The 18,337-nt window shown below is 52.9% G+C and carries 13 protein-coding genes; 11 read left to right on the top strand and 2 right to left on the bottom strand.

The genetic code is table 11. The features are described from left to right. Position 1 precedes the first annotated feature (1 nt). On the bottom strand, positions 2-298 hold the full coding sequence (locus tag C7E10_RS06600) for a hypothetical protein (protein WP_105326553.1): 297 nt from the start codon (positions 296-298) through the stop codon (positions 2-4). A gap of 174 nt (positions 299-472) precedes the next feature. On the opposite strand from C7E10_RS06600, the gene C7E10_RS06595 reads away from it, so the two are divergent. The 11 genes from C7E10_RS06595 (at position 473) to C7E10_RS06555 (ending at position 16,071) form a co-directional block, all read left to right on the top strand. Next, on the top strand, positions 473-2,878 hold the full coding sequence (locus tag C7E10_RS06595) for a glycyl radical protein (protein ID WP_105326552.1): 2,406 nt from the start codon (positions 473-475) through the stop codon (positions 2,876-2,878). A 28-nt stretch (positions 2,879-2,906) separates the two neighbouring features. After that, a complete protein-coding gene (locus C7E10_RS12210) occupies positions 2,907-3,239 on the top strand; it encodes a 4Fe-4S cluster-binding domain-containing protein (RefSeq protein ID WP_199614556.1) in 333 nt (110 codons plus the stop codon). Further along, the gene (locus C7E10_RS06590; protein WP_199614557.1) at positions 3,166-3,687 is read left to right on the top strand and encodes a glycyl-radical enzyme activating protein; all 522 of its coding nucleotides are present in this window, start codon (positions 3,166-3,168) and stop codon (positions 3,685-3,687) included. Before C7E10_RS12210 ends, C7E10_RS06590 begins: the two co-directional genes overlap by 74 nt. A gap of 659 nt (positions 3,688-4,346) precedes the next feature. Further along, positions 4,347-5,987 carry a BCCT family transporter gene (locus tag C7E10_RS06585; protein WP_105326551.1) on the top strand — a complete coding sequence of 547 codons (1,641 nt, stop codon included), beginning with the start codon at positions 4,347-4,349 and terminating at the stop codon, positions 5,985-5,987. A 58-nt stretch (positions 5,988-6,045) separates the two neighbouring features. Continuing rightward, entirely contained in the window at positions 6,046-6,762 is a 717-nt protein-coding gene (locus tag C7E10_RS06580) for a helix-turn-helix transcriptional regulator (RefSeq protein WP_105326550.1), read from the top strand. Positions 6,763-6,817: 55 nt separating this feature from the next. Then, on the top strand, positions 6,818-7,762 hold the full coding sequence (locus tag C7E10_RS06575; RefSeq protein ID WP_105326549.1) for a sugar phosphate isomerase/epimerase family protein: 945 nt from the start codon (positions 6,818-6,820) through the stop codon (positions 7,760-7,762). A gap of 73 nt (positions 7,763-7,835) precedes the next feature. Then, positions 7,836-9,593: a sigma-54 interaction domain-containing protein gene (locus C7E10_RS06570; protein WP_105326548.1), complete on the top strand. Its 1,758-nt coding sequence runs from the start codon at positions 7,836-7,838 to the stop codon at positions 9,591-9,593. Between the two features lie 201 nt (positions 9,594-9,794). Beyond that, entirely contained in the window at positions 9,795-11,552 is a 1,758-nt protein-coding gene (locus C7E10_RS06565) for a sigma-54 interaction domain-containing protein (RefSeq protein ID WP_105327406.1), read from the top strand. 125 nt (positions 11,553-11,677) lie between these two features. Then, a complete protein-coding gene (locus tag C7E10_RS11960) occupies positions 11,678-11,884 on the top strand; it encodes a hypothetical protein (protein WP_146109049.1) in 207 nt (68 codons plus the stop codon). A gap of 314 nt (positions 11,885-12,198) precedes the next feature. Continuing rightward, a complete protein-coding gene (locus tag C7E10_RS06560; RefSeq protein ID WP_105326547.1) occupies positions 12,199-13,833 on the top strand; it encodes a BCCT family transporter in 1,635 nt (544 codons plus the stop codon). Between the two features lie 594 nt (positions 13,834-14,427). Beyond that, positions 14,428-16,071, top strand: coding sequence for a BCCT family transporter (locus C7E10_RS06555; protein ID WP_105326546.1), 1,644 nt, complete (start codon positions 14,428-14,430; stop codon positions 16,069-16,071). Between the two features lie 991 nt (positions 16,072-17,062). Here C7E10_RS06555 and C7E10_RS06550 read toward each other — a convergent pair. Next, the gene (locus C7E10_RS06550) at positions 17,063-18,247 is read right to left on the bottom strand and encodes an iron-containing alcohol dehydrogenase (RefSeq protein ID WP_105326545.1); all 1,185 of its coding nucleotides are present in this window, start codon (positions 18,245-18,247) and stop codon (positions 17,063-17,065) included. Positions 18,248-18,337 lie beyond the last annotated feature (90 nt).

The raw sequence follows: 18,337 nt of genomic DNA, 5'->3' as shown, positions 1-18,337 counted from the left end.
ATCATATATAGCAGGAGCTGCTGGTTCCCTTGGGAGCCGGCAGTTCCTGTTTTTTTGCGTGAAAAGCAGCAAAAATCCCCGAAAAAACGAATCCTGTTACTCCTGCAAAAACCGCAAATGTCAGAATATTTTGCGCAAAACAATTTGCGGGCATGCAAAAATAATTTAGCCAAAAGCCGTTATTTTTTGCAGTTTGGCTGCTCTTTGGCCCTGAAATTGTACTGGAAATCAGGAAAACAGGATTTTCTTCCCAAAAGGGGCAAAGTCCCCGGAAGGCACAGCCCGTGCGGGTTTTCAAGACTGAATTACCTGAAAATTGGCAAAGTACAGGCAATGCTGACAAAAGATTTTTTAAATTGGCACGGTTTTTGCAATACATATAGGTGAAAGCATTGGAGAGGTCTCCAAAAAAGAAATTGGCCCGTAAGTGTTGGCAGTCGATAGCCGGAAAGTGATAAGGAGGAGTTTTATCATGGCAAAAGAGTATTTGAAACGGATTGAAGCATTGCGCAAACAGTACCTGGAAACCCGGGTGGACATGGACGTTTACAACGCAAAGTATTTGACCGAAGGCTTCAAGGAATCTGAAGGACAACCCTGGATCATCCAAAAGGCCACTGGGTATTATCATCAGTGCAGAGATAAGAACATCTACATTCTGCCCCATGAACTGTTGGTCGGCGGCGTAGCCTTTAAACCCCGTGCCGGCGTTCTGTGCGCTGACAGCTCTGCTTCCATCATTGACCGGGAATTGGATACCATCAGTACCCGTCCCTATGACCCGTTCTACCTGAGCGAAGAAGGCAAGAAGGTCTTCAAGGAAGATGTTTCCGATTACTGGAAGAACAAATGCTTGTTTGACCGCTGGCGTCTGATGGCTCCCCAGGATATGAACACCCTGCGGGACAACGGCATCATTTATATCGACCGGAAAGCCGTCCGCGGCTATGGCGAAAATACCCCGGGCTGGACCCGCATCCTGACCAAAGGCTTGGGCGGCATCAAGAAGGAAGCCGAAGAAGCCCTGGCTAAACTGGACGATGCCAACCCTGGCGATCTGGAAAAGAGCTACTTCTACAAAGCAGAAATCATGGACTGCGATGCCATCGTTCTCCTGGCCAACCGTCATGCAGACCTGGCCGAAAAGATGGCTGCTGAAGAAAAGGACGAAACCCGGAAACAGGAACTCTTGAAGATTGCAGAAGTTTGCCGCTGGGTGCCTGAACATCCTGCCCGCACCTTCTACGAAGCTTGTCAAAGCATGCTGTCCTACGAATATGCAATCTTCATGGAACAGAACGCTTCTTCCTACAACCTGGGCCGTCTGGACCAATACCTGTATCCGTACTACAAAGCCGACAAGGCTGCTGGTATCCTCACCGACGATGACGCACAGGAACTGCTGGACTGCCTGTGGATCAAGATTGCTGAAATGTCCCTGTTCCAGGATGAAGTAACCGCCCAATATGCTGCTGGTTACTGCATCACGGTACAAACCTCCTGCGGCGGTATTGACCAATATGGCAACGATGCTTCCAACGAATTGTCCTACATGATGATCCAAGCTACCGAAGATGTCCGCTTCAAGGAACCGAACCTGGGCTTCACCTATGATATTGCCAAGAACCCGGATTCCCTGCTGCACAAGGCTGTTGAATCCATCAGCCGCGGCCTGACCATGCCGGCCATCTACTCCAACCAAGTTGGTATCTCCATGATGCAGAACAAGGGCGTGCCCCTGCGTGAAGCTTGGGATTGGAACCCCTGCGGCTGCGTAGAAACCAACCTGTCCGGCCGTATGAAACAATATACCGATATTGCCGATATCAACATGGGCGCCATGGTTGAACTGGCCCTGAACGACGGCGTCAGCCGCATTACCGGCAAACGGGTATCCGTTTCCACCGGCGATCCCCGGAACTTCAAGACCTTTGACGATTTCTGGAATGCCGTAATGAAACATATCGACTATGCGGTAGACGTTATCGTCAGCGGCAACCAGCTGCTGGATTACCTGAGCATGCGCTATCGTCCAGTACCTGCCCTGTCCCTGAGCTATGAACACTGCATGGAATCCGGCTTGGATTACAGCCAGCCCGGCGGTGCCAAATACAGCGCAGGCGGCGGCGTTATCACCGTTGGCCAGGCAGATATCATCAACTCCATCGCCGATGTGAAGTACCTGGTTTACGATACCAAGAAAGTTTCCATGGATACCCTGATCAAGGCCCTGGATGCCAACTTCGTAGGCTATGAAGACGTGCAGAAACTGTGCCTGGAAGCTCCCAAGTACGGCAACGATGATCCCAAAGCTGACTTCTGCGTAGGCGCTATCTACACTCACGTAGCTGACCAGTTCGAAAAATACAACACCAAGTTTGGTAAGATGACCATGGGCATGCTGCCTGTATCCGGCAACACTCCTATTGGTGAATGGGTTGGCGCACTGCCTTCCGGCCGTAAAGCCAAGACCCCTCTGACCGATGGTATCGGCGCTACCGGCGGTACCGACGTGAATGGTCCTACCGCACTGCTGAAATCCGTAAGCCATCTGCCGCATGCTCGTTATACCCAGGGCACCCAGCTGAACATGAAGTTCGAACCGGAACTGATTAAAGGCAACGGCGGCATGGTGAACGCCATGAACATGCTGAAGACCATGAACCTGTTGGATGTATACCATGTACAGATCAACTGCGTAGACCGGGATACCCTGATTGACGCCCAGAAGCATCCGGAAAACCACCGGGATCTGCTGATCCGTGTAGCTGGCTACACCGCCTTCTTCGTTGAACTGAGCAAGGAAACCCAGGACGAAATCATTGGACGTACCGAAATCAACAAGTGGCATGTAGACAAATGCTGCGTGGCTAAATAAGCGGATTATTTGAGAGGATGTGGGGAGTATGGTTGCGGAACAGCTGGCAGGGATGGTCCTGCGGATTGAAAGGTCTTCCATTCACGATGGGGACGGTATGAGAACGGTGGTATTTTTGAAGGGGTGCCCGCTGCAATGCGAATGGTACTCCACCCCGGAAAGCCAGAATTTCCACCAGGAAACCACCCAGGATGGCAAAACTACCTATGGCAAGAAAATGACCGTAGGGGAAGTGATGACTGAAGTCCGGAAGGATAGCCCGTTCTACTTCATGACCGGGGGGCGGGATGACCATCTCCGGCGGGGAGCTGCTGGCCCAGCCCTGCTTCGCCCGGGAACTTCTTCACAATTGCACGGATGAAGGCATCAATACGGCTGTGGAAACCAGCCTGTTTGGACCCTGGAATGCTCTGCAATCCCTGCTTCCCTACATCAATACCGTGTATGCGGATTTAAAAGCCGTGACCCCTGCGCTCCATAAGGAGCACTGCGGGATCACCAATGAAATTATCCTGGATAACTTCCGGGCTATGGATAAGGATCCCAATCCTTTCCGGCTGATTATTCGGACCCCGCTGATTCCCGGTATCAATGATACCGAGGCTGAGCTGGCGAAGATCGGCGAATTCTGTGCCAGTCTGAAACGGCTGGTGCACCTCCAGCTGCTGCCGTATCACCGGCTGGGGGAAAGCACCTATCAGAAACTGGGCCGGGATTACAAGCTGGCAGGCGTTCCGTCTCCCACTCCGGAGCATATGGAATGGTGCCAGGAATTCCTGAAACAGTATCTGGATAACGTGGTGCTGTAAGACAACTGTATTTCGATCGGCTGCCCGCAAGGGTGTAAAGGGTGCTGCGAAAAAATGAAAGCTCATTTTTCGCAGCACCCTTTTTTAGTGTTCATTTGTTTCAAGCCATATCCGCACATCGAAACTTCTTCCGAGGCCCTGCGGGCCCTACCTCCTGAGCGCTTGAAGGTGGCATGCTAGGCCACTACTGGTCAACTAATGCCGGAACTATGATGCTGGTATTGTTAAACACTGGAAACCTGATGGGTCTGAACGGCTCCTTCAAGCGTTGCGCTCATATCCAATAGTCCATCAGCTTTTTAAGGGACTATTGGTTAATATGAGCCATGTGATAGCATTCCAAGAAGCGAGCTCGGAGAGCGAAGCTGATTGGCATAATGCGAACCACTCANGCCGGGGATACGTACGTCCTCCATTGTGTTAGAATGGATGTGATCCATCGTGATTGCTCCTTTGTTGATGATTTCTCGCAAAACCATTTTAGCATGAGGCTTCACTATGGATTTTTATTTTTTGATTAACTGTTCAAGTTCATTTTACAACTGACCATTTTCAGACAACTAAAAAAGTTGGCATGGTTTTTGCAATATATAAAAGTGTAGAGATTGGAGAGAGGGCTCCAATATAGAGGAGAAACCAAAAAGAGGAGGAATCGCAAAATGCCGGAAGAAAATCTGAAAGGCAAGATTTACACGGAAGTGCTGGTAGTCATCGGACTGCTGCTGGCCGCGGAAATCATCCTTGGTGTATTTTTCACCAAGCAATTCGGCGCAGTCATGTCAACCAGTACCTACTACATCGGGGACCACTTCGGCTGGTGGATCAATTCCCTGTCCGTGCTGACCGTTATTCTCGGTCTGGTATTGATTGTGTTTAAATGGGGGGACGTTAAGATCGGGGGCATCGATGCCAAGCCCGACTTCACCACCTGGCAGTGGTGGTCCATTTCCATCTGCGGCGGTATCGGCTGCGGCCTGCTGTACTGGGCCATGGGCGAACCTATGTTCCACTTTATGAAGCCGCCCGTTGCCATCCATGCAGCAGCAGGAAGCCGGGATGCAGCCATCTTCGCTGTCAGCCAGGCCATGTTCCACTGGTCCTTCGTCCAGTACTTCATCTATTCCCTGCCTGCTACCGCTTTCGCCCTGCTGTGCTTCAACTACCAGAAATCCCTGTCCATGGGACCCATGGTGTATGAAACCACCGGCAAGGTGCACCGCCGGGTAACCACCATCCTGCACATCCTGTGCGGTTATGCAGTGGCCTGCGGCGTATCCAACTCCATGGCAGCCGGCCTGATGCAGATTTCCGGCGGCATCAACGCCGTTTTCGGCGTCACCCAGGGACCTGTGATGTACTTCTTCCTGACCGTAGCCGTGGCAGCCTTCTTCATCATTTCCTGTATTACCGGCATCAACAAAGGCCTGACCTACGTATCCACCGCCTGCATGTTCTGCTTCTTTGGCTTGATGATCTACGTAGTGCTCACCGGCAACTCCGAATTCATTGGCAAAATCGGCACCGAAGCCATGGGCCAAATCATGGACAACTTCTGGGGCAAGATCACCATCAACAATACCATGGCTCCTATGGACCAATGGCCTAACGAATGGCCCATCACCTTCTGGAATTCCTTCTTCATTTACGCACCGGTTATCGGCATGTTCCTGGCCCGGCTGGGCAAAGGCCATACCGTCCGGGAATTCCTCCTGGTAGAAATCCTGGTTCCGTCCCTGTTCTGCTGCCTGTTCATCGCCATCTTCGCTGGCCAAAGCATGTACGTACAAACCAGCGGCATTATGGATGTCTGGGCCATGATCCAGCAGGAAGGCATGCAGACCACCCGGTACCAGGTACTGGGCACCATGCCCGGCGGCAAAGTGGTACAGCTGATTTTCCTGATTACCGTATGCCTGTCCTTCATTACCCTGGCAGACCCCAACACTTCCGCCCTGTCCACCCTGTGTGTTCATGGCCAGGAAATCGACTCTGAGCCTCCCAAGGTGATGAAAATTATCCTGGGTACTGCCATTTCCGCAGTGGCCTACCTGCTGGTAGTCTCCGGTGGTATGGAAGCCGTTAAGGGCCTCTTGAACATCGGCGGCCTGCTTATGACCCTGCCCACCCTGTGGCTGTGCCTGATCATCTTCAAACTGGAAAAACCCCTGCTGGCCTCCAAGAGCCATAGAATCAGCACCGCACCGGTGGTGGACGAAGTGGTTGCCCCTTCCGGCAACATTTCTGCCAAGGTCAGAGGGCTGGATGTAGTGATTCACCAATATCCGTATTCTGATTATTGATAACGCAAGTAAACAGAACTGAGAGAGACAGTTCGGTGAGAAAGAGGAGAGGGAGACAATGCTGAATCAAAAGTTTGATATCCAACTGTATCATGAATGTTATGGGGAACATGACCATGCGTATCCGCAAATTCTGGTGCCCCTGGAACGTACCATGGACATTCAGATTGGTGATGTGGAGTACAAGGTAACGCCCCAGGAACTGTGCCTGATTCCGGCGGAAACCGATCACCAATGCAGCTACAGCGGCAAACTTCTGGTAATCAACCTGACGGAAATCAGCACCGAGGACCGGGACGCAGAGCTGCTGTCCTATCCGGTGGTTGTCTCCATGTGCGGCCAGATTACGGAACTGGTGGACCTGATCCAAAAGGAACTGAAACAGAATCCTAACAGCCAGTCCGTACGCTACCTGTACAGCTTCCTGTACAGCAAACTGCTGGAAAACTGCGCTGCTCCGTCCATTCGCTATCTCACCGAGCATTATGACCTGCCCATTACCGTCAACCAGTTGGCGGAAATGGAAAACTACAACGTCACCTACTACAACGACTGGTTCAAACAGCAAACCGGTTGTTCCCCCAGCCTGTATCTGCGGAAAATGCGGATTGACCGAGCCAAGGAATTGTTGTTAGAATCCAACCATACCATGATGGAGATTGCCGTTATGGTGGGCTACAGCAGCAACTCCACCTTTACCCGGGCCTTCCACAGCATTACGGGGAAACCGCCCAAAGTGTTCCGGGAAGAACATGGCATTAAAGATATTGGCTGATGCGAAAGGCTTTTATTTGTTTTTCAAATTTCAATAATGATAGGAGAGAAATCACATGAGCAAAATCACGGGAAAGAACGCCAAGAGACAATTTAAACTGGGGATGCACAGCTACACCCTGCATTTGAGCGGCTACGGCGAAAGCTGGGGCTTCCAAAGCGAAGGCAAGCATTACGCTTTTGAAAAGGCCGGCACCCTGGAAGATTTGATGGACCTGGCTGTAAAAGAAGGCATCCAGGTACTGCATATTACCCTGGTAGACCTGAACAACGATACCACGCCGGAACATCTGGCCAAGGTGAAAAAGGAAGCTGAAGAACACGGCGTAGAACTGGAACTGAACATTTCCTTCAACGCTCCTTCCGATCCCCGGGTTAATGCTACCATCGAAGACGCTCTGGAAATCGGCCATGCTATTGGGGCCAAACTGGTGAAATTCAGCACCGACGTGGAACATCCCCATCCCATTTCCCACGCTTCCATGTGCCCGGAAGCCATGGAACAAATGGCCAAGATTGTCCTGGATTTCAAGAAGAACATTCCTACTATTGAAAAATACGGCATGAAGATTGCCATCGAAAACCACTGCGACCTGTTCTCCGACGAAGTGATCTGGATGGTAAAACAATTGAACCATCCTCTGATTGGTGCCTGCTGCGATACCATAAACTCCCTGATGCTGGCCGAAGGCATTGAAGAATGCGTACGGAAAATGGCTCCCTATGCCTACTGCGTACACTTCTGCGACAACCGGGTATTTGCCGATCCTGACGGCACCCATTCCCTGGGCTGCGCCATTGGCGACGGGGATGTGGATGTAATCGAAGTCATGAAGATCCTGCGCGCTGAAGCTCCGGAAGAACTGGATACCATCGACCTGGAAATCGAACTGCCCCTGAGCGGTTACACCCTGGAAGACGGCCGGAAAGAAGAAATTGCCGCTATGCGCAAGAGCATCAAATACATGCACGAAGTTCTGGATATCGGAACCAACCGCTAAGAGGAAAGCCTGTCGCTTCGGCGGCAGGCTTTTTGTCCCTAAGGCGGAAACCTTTTGATGGGAGGAAAATGTCATGAAATGGTCGGAGGCACTTACAGCCCTGTCCCAATGCGGTCTGGGGGCGCTGATCCTGGATCTGGACGGACAGGTACGCAAAATCAATGCCCGGGGGGATGAGCTGCTCCATGGGGACGGCAAACTGGAGGGGGCGCCCCTGCCCGCCTGCGCCGTGCCCCTGCTCCAGCCGGTGGAGGAGCGGGTGTACGGGAACCCGGCGTTTGGGGAGTACATTGCCCGCTGCCCCACGCCCACCCTGGAGGATCTGCCGGAAGGGTACCGGTTCCTGGTCTTCCAGAAGACCGATTATGAGGCCTGTCACGATATGCTCCTCAGCGCCCTGAACCAGATCAAGGAATCCGTCATCATCTGCGACCAGGATTCCCGGATCTACTTCCTCAATGACGCCGCAGTCCGCATGGACGGCCTTACCAACTATGGGGTGGTAGGGGAGAAACTGCCCAATGTGTACAAGAGCCAGGACGACAAGGGTCTCTTGGTTCCCTGGGTCATTGAGCACAAGCAGCCCCTCCGGGATGTGCGCCAGCACTATACCACCTGTCGGGGCCGGGCCGTGGACATTATGGCCAGCTGCTATCCCATTGTCCAGAACGGCCAGGTGCTGGGCGGGTGCAGCGTGATGGAGGACTGGAGCACCGTGGATGAGCTCCACAAGAAAATCATCGACCTTCAGGAAAAGCTGCTGCACGTGACCAAAGAAGGCGGCAAAAAGGCCCATAAAAACGTGCTGAAGGCCAAATACCATTTCGAGGACATTATCTTTGCCAGCGACGCCATGGCCGCCCTGATGCAGCGTTGCCGCCACGTGGCCAAATCTTCTTCCTCCATCCTGATCTATGGGGAGACAGGTACCGGGAAGGAACTGGTGGCCCAAAGCATCCACAACGCCAGCAGCCGGGCGGACGGGCCCTTTTTGGCCATCAACTGTGCGGCCATTCCGGAGAACCTGCTGGAAGGGATCCTCTTTGGCACGGAAAAGGGGGCCTATACCGGGGCCGAGCAGCGGCCGGGCCTGTTTGAGCAGGCGGACGGAGGGACCCTGCTTTTGGACGAAATCAACTCCATGAACATCAACCTCCAGCCCAAGCTGCTGCGGGTGCTTCAGGAAGGCACCGTGCGCCGGGTAGGGGGCATGACGGAGCATCCGGTGGACGTCCGGGTGCTGTCCAACATGAACATTACTCCCCAGCAGGCCCTGGAGGAGCACAAGCTGCGCCGGGACCTGTTCTACCGGTTGGGGGTGGTGGACCTTCGGGTGCCGCCCCTGCGGGAGCGCATGGAGGACGTACCTCTTTTGGCTAAGCATTTTATTATGCTCTACAACCAGAAGCTGAACAAAAACGTCCGGAACGTGGATGCCCAGGTGCTGGAGCTGTTCCAGAGCTACAACTGGCCCGGCAATGTCCGGGAGCTGCAGCACGCCATCGAGTTTGCCATGAACGTGCTGCCGGATGACCGGAACATGATTACCCTGGACTACATTCCGGAGAATATTGTCCAGGTCCAGCAGGAGGAGAAGGACGCCTTCTATCCTGTTCAGCCGGGGCTGATCGCCCCCTACGACAAGCCCAAGCGGGATAAGTATGCCAAAAAGCGGACCCTGCGGGAAGTGGAGCGGGCAGCGGTCTACCAGGCCCTGCGCCACCACCAGGGGAATATTTCGGCGGCAGCCCGGCAGCTGGGCATGAGTCGGCAGAACCTTCAGTACCGGATCAAACGGGGTGGCATCGATTTGAATGAGTTCCTGAGTTGATGCAAAAAGTATTTTAAAAATGGAAAACTGATTGAAAAAATGGTCTGCAAACCGGAAATGGATTTGCAGGCCATTTTTTCTAGGGACATGGGGTATGTTTTTTCAGCCTTTTTTGTAAGAAAAATTTACATAGGAACTTCCGCTTTTTGGCTAAACTATGTTAAAAATATCAGACAGCCATATGTATCGGAGGAATTTTCCATGAAAAGCACAGAAGCACTTACCTTATTGTCCCAGTGCAATCTGGGCGCATTGGTCCTGAACCCGGACGGCAGGGTACTGGACATCAATGCCAGAGGGGACCAGCTGCTCCACGGGGAAGGAAAACTAAAGGGCGCGCCCCTGCCTGCCTACTGTATGCCCCTGCTCCAATCCGGGACGGAGCGGGTGTACAGCAATCCTGCTTTTGGAGAATACGTAATGCCCTGTCCGGATCCCGAGGTGGAGGGGCTGCCGGAGGGCTGCCGCCTGGTGGTGTTTCAAAAAGCGGACTACGAAGCCTGCCACGATATGCTGCTCAGCACCCTGAACCAGATCAATGAGTCCGTGATTGTCTGCGACAAGGAGTCCCGAATCTATTTCCTGAACGATGCGGCGGTGCGCATGGACGGGCTCACCAATTACGGAGTGGTGGGGGAAAAGCTGGACAAGGTGTACCAAAGCCAGGACGGCGACGGTCTGCGGGTGCCCTGGGTTATTGAGCATCGGGAAGCCGTTCGGGACTTCCGGCAGCATTACACCATCTTTCGGGGAAAAAGCGTGGACATTATGGCCAGCTGCTACCCCATTGTGCAAAACGGCCAGATCCTGGGGGGCTGCAGTGTCATGCAGGACTGGAGCGCCGTGGACCAGCTCCACAAGAAGGTCATCGACCTCCAGGAAAAGCTGCTGCACCTGACCAAGGACGGGGGCCGGCATTCCCACAAGAACGTACTGAAAGCCAAGTACCATTTTGATGATATTGTCTTTGCCAGTGATGCCATGGCAGCCCTGATTCACCGCTGCCGTCACGTGGCCCAGTCCTCCTCCTCGGTGCTGATCTACGGGGAAACGGGCACCGGCAAGGAACTGATTGCCCAGAGCATACACAACGCCAGCAAGCGCAGCAATGGGCCTTTTTTGGCCATCAACTGCGCGGCCATACCGGAGAACCTGCTGGAAGGGATCCTCTTTGGCACGGAAAAGGGTGCCTATACCGGCGCCGAGCAGCGGCCGGGACTGTTTGAGCAGGCGGACGGAGGAACCTTGCTCTTGGACGAAATCAACTCCATGAACCTGAACCTGCAGCCCAAGCTGCTGCGGGTGCTTCAGGAAGGTACGGTGCGCCGGGTAGGGGGCATGACGGAGCGGCCGGTGAATGTCCGGGTACTGTCCAATATGAACATCACGCCCCAGCAGGCCCTCCAGGAACACAAGCTTCGCCGGGACCTGTTCTATCGGCTGGGGGTGGTGGACCTGAGAATCCCGCCCCTAAGGGAACGGCTGGAGGATATTCCCCTTTTGGCCAAGCATTTTATTATGCACTACAACCAGAAGCTGAACAAAAGCGTCCGCACTATAGATAATCAGGTGCTGGAGCTGTTCCAGGGCTACAATTGGCCCGGCAATGTCCGGGAGCTGCAGCACGCCATCGAGTATGCCATGAACGTGCTTCCCGATGACCGGAACCTGATTACCCTGGAGTACATCCCGGAAAACATCAGCCAGCTGCAAAAAGAGGAAGCAGAGGGCTTCTATCCTGTGGCCCCCAGTTTTGCACCGGGGCTGGAGCCGGCCAAACCCACCCGGCAGACCCGGAAGCGGACCCTCCGGGAAGTGGAGCGGGCTGCCGTCTGCCAGGCCCTCCGGGCCCAGCACGGCAATATTTCGGCGGCTGCCCGGCAGCTGGGTATGAGCCGGCAGAATCTCCAGTACCGGATCAAACGGGACAGCATTGATTTGAACGAATTTTTAGGCTAACTGCATACCATGCCCGCGGGACAGGGAAACCTGCCCCGCTTTTTTGTGAAGGGTGCAGCTGCCTGTGAAACGCTTTTTGCAGGGTAAAAAAAGGAAAAATAATTTGCGCCTAAAAAGCAGACGTATTGACTCTGCAAAATAACGCAAAAATTTGCATAGGAATTGCTTTTGCTATAAAAAATGGCGTAAAACCTGGAGAAAAACGACAGGAAAAAATCTTGAAATATAGCAAAATTATTTGCAGCTATGCAAATATAATGCCTATAATTTGGCACGCAAAAAGAAAATCAGCAGGTGCAAAAACCTCATTTTTTTATTTGCACTTAGTGTAAAAATAAAAAGTACAGAAACTGGAAAAATGGCTTGAAACGGCGGTTTTGAACCAGTATATCCATTAGTTTTTCTAATGAGTTACAAACTTTTTTCAAACAGGCACGTTTCTTGCAAGATAGTAAAGCGTAGGAGGACTGGTTGTCACTGGTCCTGAAAAATCGGAATATTTGCATTAGAGGAAAAACGGACTGAACAGAAAGGAGGAATTTGCCGCGCCGGAGCCGCCCAGGGTATGGAAGAACGTGCAGGGGCAGCACCGGAGGAAACAGGTTTCCTGTTATTATCTTAGATCGTAAGGAAAGGGGTTTTTGAGATGAGTAAAGAGAGAAAGAAGTACGAGCTGCGCCCCATCGTCATGTCTGTGACAGTGGTGCTGTTCGCCCTGATGCTGATAGCCATCGTGGTGGATGCCAAGGGTTTCTACAACGTGCTGAACAACCTGGTCATGCATAATGCCATGTGGGACTTTGGCTGGTTCCTGAGTCTGCTGTGCTTTTTCATGGTCATTTTCTGCGTGGTCTGCATGCTGACCCCCATTGGTTCCATCCGGCTGGGCGGTCCCAATGCCAAACCCAAGTTCACCTATATGCAATGGTTCGGGATTTCCCTGTGCACCGGCATTGGCGCCGGCGTGGTGTTCTGGGGCTCGGCTGAACCTTTGATGCTGGCCATGGAACCGCCCAAGTCCCTGGGCCTGATTCCTGGCAGCAACCAAGCCGTGCTGTGGAGCATGGCCCGCTGCTTCCTCCAATGGGGTTTTACTCCCTATGCCACCTGCGTGGTGACCGGCGTAATTCTTTCCTACGTAATTCTCAACAAGAAAGCCCCTTTCCGTACCAGCTCCCTGCTGATCCCTATTTTTGGACCGGAAGTCATTGGCAGCCGGAAAGCCGACTGGTTTGATGCTCTGTCCACCTTCGCCCTGACCGGTGCTGTAGCCGGCGGCCTGGGGTACGGTGCTATGCAGCTGTCCGCTGCTGTAAAAGCCTTTGCCGGTTATCCGCCTTCCCTGCCGGTATACGTAGCGATTATTTTCTTCATGTTCCTGTTCTACAACGCCTCTGCGCTAAGCGGTCTGCAAAAAGGCATCACCTGGCTGTCCAACAAGAATGTGCAGTTCTTCTTTATCCTGCTGCTGTTTGTACTGTTCTTTGGTCCCACCGCCTACATTTGCAACCTGTTTGCCGAATCCCTGGGCGAATACGTATCCAACTTCATTGCTATGAGCCTGAACACCATGCCCTATGCGGATTCCGGCATGTGGCCCCAGAATTGGGATATGTACTGGTGGGCTGACTGGATGGCCTATGCACCGCTGCTAGGCCTGTTCATGGTAAAAGTGGCCTACGGCCGTACCATCCGGGAATTTATCGCCATTGAATGGGTGGCTCCTGCCATGTTCGGGATTGTGTGGTTCGCCGTATTTGGCGGCAACATCCTCCACTCCCAGCTGTGGGACGGTGTCAATTTCTATGAACAATACCTGGCCAATGGGGCAGAAGCCATGACCCTGACCAGTTTTGACGTACTGCCCATTCCCCTGGTTTCCAAGATTTTCATGCTGATCATCATCACCATTTCCGTGGTTACCCAGTGCGAATCCATGACCATTACCCTGGCCAGTATGACCATGAAGGAAACCACCGTAAACGAAGAAGCTCCTGTTGCACTGAAGCTGTTCTGGGGCATTACCTTCGCCGTGATTGCCGCTGTCTTCATTGTGTTGGGCGGCATTGATGGGGTTAAGACCATCAAATCCTTCTGCGGTATCCCCCTGGCCTTCATCTGCGGCTGGCTGACCCTGGGCTTTATCCGCTACATGGCCAAACGCCCCCGGAATCTGGACGGTTCCTACGTCTACGAAGACGAATGCGTCAACGATCCGGATAACGGGGAACCCATGGCACCCCGCAGCACCAACAAGTGGCTGAACAAAATGGGTTGGTAAAACCGGCTCAGCCTATTAACCAGTGACATACGCGGTTCATTCCGGCTGCCGCGTTTGTCTATACCCTGGTTTTCAGGACCTCCTGGAGACCAGGGATTTTTTTGCCTGAATGGCGACGGGAAACCGGCAGCTTTGGCAGCAAAATATAGGGCAGCTGAAAAAATGTATTTAACCTGAAAGAAAAATAATTTGCGGCCCTGGGGCAGCTTTCTGGTGCAAAAAAATTCTGGGAAAAACGGGTGGGCAGCCTGAACCTGGGCTGTACTCTAGCTCTGAAAAATAACGAGAAGATTCAGAAATGACAAAAATCTTTGCAGGGGGAGCAAAAATATGCTTAAAGTTAGGCGTGCAAAATCGTCCTGAAAGTGCAAAAGAAATCTTTTGAATTTTTTTGCACTTTGCGTAATCCAAAATAAAACAGTTGCCTCTGGACCTTGACCGGTACTGGAGTTTTTCTGTAGCCCCTCGGGAAAGTGAACCGTGCCTACAGCGCCTTTGGCAAATAGGCACGGTTTTTGCCATATAGAAAATCGTAATGGACTGGCGCCAACCCAGCCTAAAAAATCGGAATAATACAATAAGGAGGAAATGAAAATGCCGGAAGCAAACCTGAAAGGCAAAATCTACAAAGAAGTCCTGGTGGTCATAGGACTTCTCCTGACCGCAGAAATCATACTTGGGGTATTCTTCACCAAGCAATTTGGTACTGCCATGTCCACCATGCTGTATTGGATTGGGGACACCTTTGGCTGGTGGATCAACTTCCTGTCCGTGCTGACGGTTATCTTGGGTCTGGTACTGATCATCTTCAAATGGGGGGACATCAAGATTGGCGGCATTGATGCCAAACCGGATTTCACCACCTGGCAGTGGTGGTCCATCTCCATCTGCGGCGGTATCGGCTGCGGCCTGCTGTACTGGGCCATGGGCGAACCCATGTTCCAATTTATGACCCCGCCCCTGGCCATCCATGCTGCCCTGGGCAGCCGGGATGCGGCCATCTTCGCCGTCAGCCAGGCCATGTTCCACTGGTCCTTCGTCCAGTACTTCATCTATTCCCTGCCTGCTACCGCCTTTGCCCTGCTGTGCTTCAACTACCAGAAATCCCTGTCCATGGGACCCATGGTAAAGGAAACCGCTGGTAAGGAGCATCGGCACATTACCACCCTGCTGCACATCCTGTGCGGCTATGCAGTAGCCTGCGGCGTATCCAACTCCATGGCAGCCGGCCTGATGCAGATTTCCGGCGGCATGAACGCCGTCTTTGGCATTACCCAGGGACCCCTGATGTACTTTGTGATTACCGTACTGGTAGCTGCTTTCTTCATCATTTCCTGCCTGACCGGCATCAACAAGGGTCTGACCTACGTATCTTCTGCCTGCATGTTCTGCTTCTTCGGCCTGATGATCTACGTGGTGGTCACCGGCAACTCTGAATTCATCGGCAAGATCGGCACCGAAGCCATGGGCCAGATTATGGACAACTTCTGGGGCAAGATCATGATCAACAACACCCTGGTTCCCCAGGACCAATGGCCTAACGAATGGCCCATCACCTTCTGGAACTCCTTCTTCATCTATGCACCGGTTATCGGCATGTTCCTGGCCCGGCTGGGCAAGGGCCGTACCGTCCGGGAATTCCTCCTGGTGGAAATTCTGGTTCCGTCCCTGTTCTGCTGTCTGTTCATCGCCATCTTCGCTGGCCAGAGCATGTACGTACAAACCAGCGGCACCATGGATGTGTGGGCCATGATCCAGCAGGAAGGCATGCAGACCACCCTGTACCAGGTACTGGGCACCATGCCCGGCGGCAAAGCTGTGCAGCTGGTCTTCCTGATTACCGTGTGCCTGTCCTTCATTACCCTGGCTGACCCCAACACCGCTGCCCTGGCTACCCTGTGTGTGCACGGCCAGGAAATCGACTCCGAACCCCCCAAGGCTATGAAAATCATCCTGGGTACGGCCATTTCTGCCGTAGCCTACCTGCTGGTGGTCTCCGGCGGCATGAACGCCGTAAAGGGCCTGCTGAATATTGGCGGTCTGCTCATGACCCTGCCCACCCTGTGGCTGTGCCTGATCATCTTTAGACTGGAAACCCCACTGCTGGCCTCCAAGAGCCACCGGATGGCGACCCAGCCGGAAGCCTACCAGGTGGAAGCTCCCGACGGCCGGGTACAGGTGGACGTAAAAGGCCTGGATGTGGTTATTTACCAGAAAGCCGATGCGGAAAAAGCCTGAGCCGCAGCCTTGTAAAACGAAAAGAAAGGTCCTTCCCGCTTGGCGGGGAGGACCTTTTTGCGTGCATCGGGACGCAACTCCCTTATTTGGTTACCCTATCACTGTGGACTCCTTAATAAGGGGTACAGTCCAAGCAAAGCGAACCTGGAGGGTGACGCTGAGCAGCAAGCCGCGAACCACTCTGGCTAGCAGAGAACCGCTCAGGAAGTGTCGCATTTTCCTTTATAGCCCCCTTCAAGCGTGAAGGGGGTGGCAGCCGAGAGGCTGACGGAAGAAGTTTTCCAGGATTCAGGCGACGATAGAAGTCTAATCAAAACCGCAGTTCTTCATTAAAACTTCCTCAGTCATCTCTGCGAGATGACTGCTCCTTAGTGGTTCGCCGTGCTCCGTTCCCCTTCACCCTGCGGGTTCGGCTCACGGACGGCTATCACATGGCTCACATAAACCAAGAGTCCCTTTGCAAATTTGCCGGACTCTTGGATGTGAGCGCAACGCTTTGCCGGGCCGGTCTTAGGCCTATACGAGTCATGTGCAAAACGGGTATAGGAAAAGAAATCATAGTACGTGGATGATTGCAATCTCTCTTTTTATCACATGACCAGTAGTGGATAGGAACGCTTCCTTCAAGCGTGAAGGAAGTGGCGCCGAAGGTGACGATAGAAGTTTTATCAAAGCCGAACCGAATGGTATGAACCCTAACAACCATGTGGGGCTCCCAAAAATTCAACTTAGATGCATCAGCATTTGACAATTCACCTTACAAAACTTCCTCAGTCATCCCTATAGGATGACAGCCCCTTCACGCTTGAAGGGGCCGGTCTTAGGCCTATACGAGTCATGTGTAGAACGGGTATTGAAAAAGCAACATAGTTCGTAAATATCTGCACCTACGGACGCAAAAAGGCCCGATGGGGAAAGAGGGGGCTTTCCCATCGGGTCAATTTGCTTAGAAGGGTTTCTATGAAGTTTCTGCTAGGAGTGATACGTTACGTTACATTGCCATCTTGTAGATTTCAGCGGCAATTTCCGGAGTCAGTTTCACGAAGTTGCCGTGGTTGGGAGCACCGTGGAACATGCTTTCCACCATCTTAGGAATGTCTTCTTCCTTGCCGCCCAGTTCGCTGATATGGGTAGGCATGCCCATTTCCTTCACGAAGTCTTGGAATGCTTTGATGCCTTCCATAGCGGTGATTTCAGGATGTTCGAAGTCCATCTGGCAGCCCCATACCCGGGTTGCATATTTGGCAAACAGGGTGGGTCCCTGGGTCTTCATGGCATATTGCATCCAGTAGGGGAACAGCAGGGCCAGGCCGGCGCCGTGGGAAGCTCCGTAGAGGATGCCGATTTCGTTGTCCATATGGTGGGTGCCCCAGTCTTGGGCGCGGCCTACACCGGTGGAGTTGTTCTGGGCAACCATGGCAGCCCACATAATGTTGGCACGGGCATCGTAGTTCATGGGATCTTTCATAACCCGGCGGGCTTCTTTGATCATGGTCAGCATAACAGCTTCCAGCAGACGGTCGGTGAGTTCATTCTCTTTGGTGTGGGAGAAGTACCGTTCCATGCAGTGGGCCATAATATCGGAGATGCCGCTGGCCGTTTGGTACGGAGGCAGGGTCATCATCAGTTCAGGGTTCATAATGGCAAACAGCGGACGCAGGATGTCGCCGTCAGCGCAGCGTTTGTAATGGTGGCCGTCTTCGGTATCCATGGTTACTACGGAGTCCGTAGAGCCTTCAGAACCGGAAGCAGCGATGGTTACTACGCAGCCAACCGGCAGAGCTTCCGTAACCGGGCCCTTCTTGCCGCAGTAGAAATCCCAGAAGTCGCCGTCATATACAACACCCAGGGCAATGCCTTTGGCAGAGTCCATAACGGAGCCGCCGCCTACAGCCAAGATGAAGTCTACGCCTTCTTTTTTGGCCAGTTCAATGCCTTTGTAAATCAGGTCGGTGTGGGGGCTGGCCTTTACGCCGCCCAGTTCAACATGTCCGATCCCCTGAGCGTCCAAAGACTTTTTTACCCGATCCAGCAGGCCGGAACGCACTGCGCTGCCGCCGCCGTAATGGATCAAAACCTTATGGCCATTGTACTTCTTTACATATTCGCCGGTTTCATTTTCGGTGCCCTTGCCGAATACAAAATACGTGGGGCTGTAAAAAGTAAAGTTATCCATCTGTAATACCCTCCTGTTTTTTTCCACAATTTCCGTGGCTTGTTGACTATGCCTTTATTATAGCGGGATACCCCCTGTAAGTATGTGCAA

The sequence above is a fragment of the Acidaminococcus hominis genome, assembly GCF_900291475.1.
Taxonomy (GTDB): domain Bacteria; phylum Bacillota; class Negativicutes; order Acidaminococcales; family Acidaminococcaceae; genus Acidaminococcus; species Acidaminococcus hominis.
Note: the sequence above shows the minus strand (reverse complement) of the source record. Positions and strands in the feature narration are given on the sequence as shown.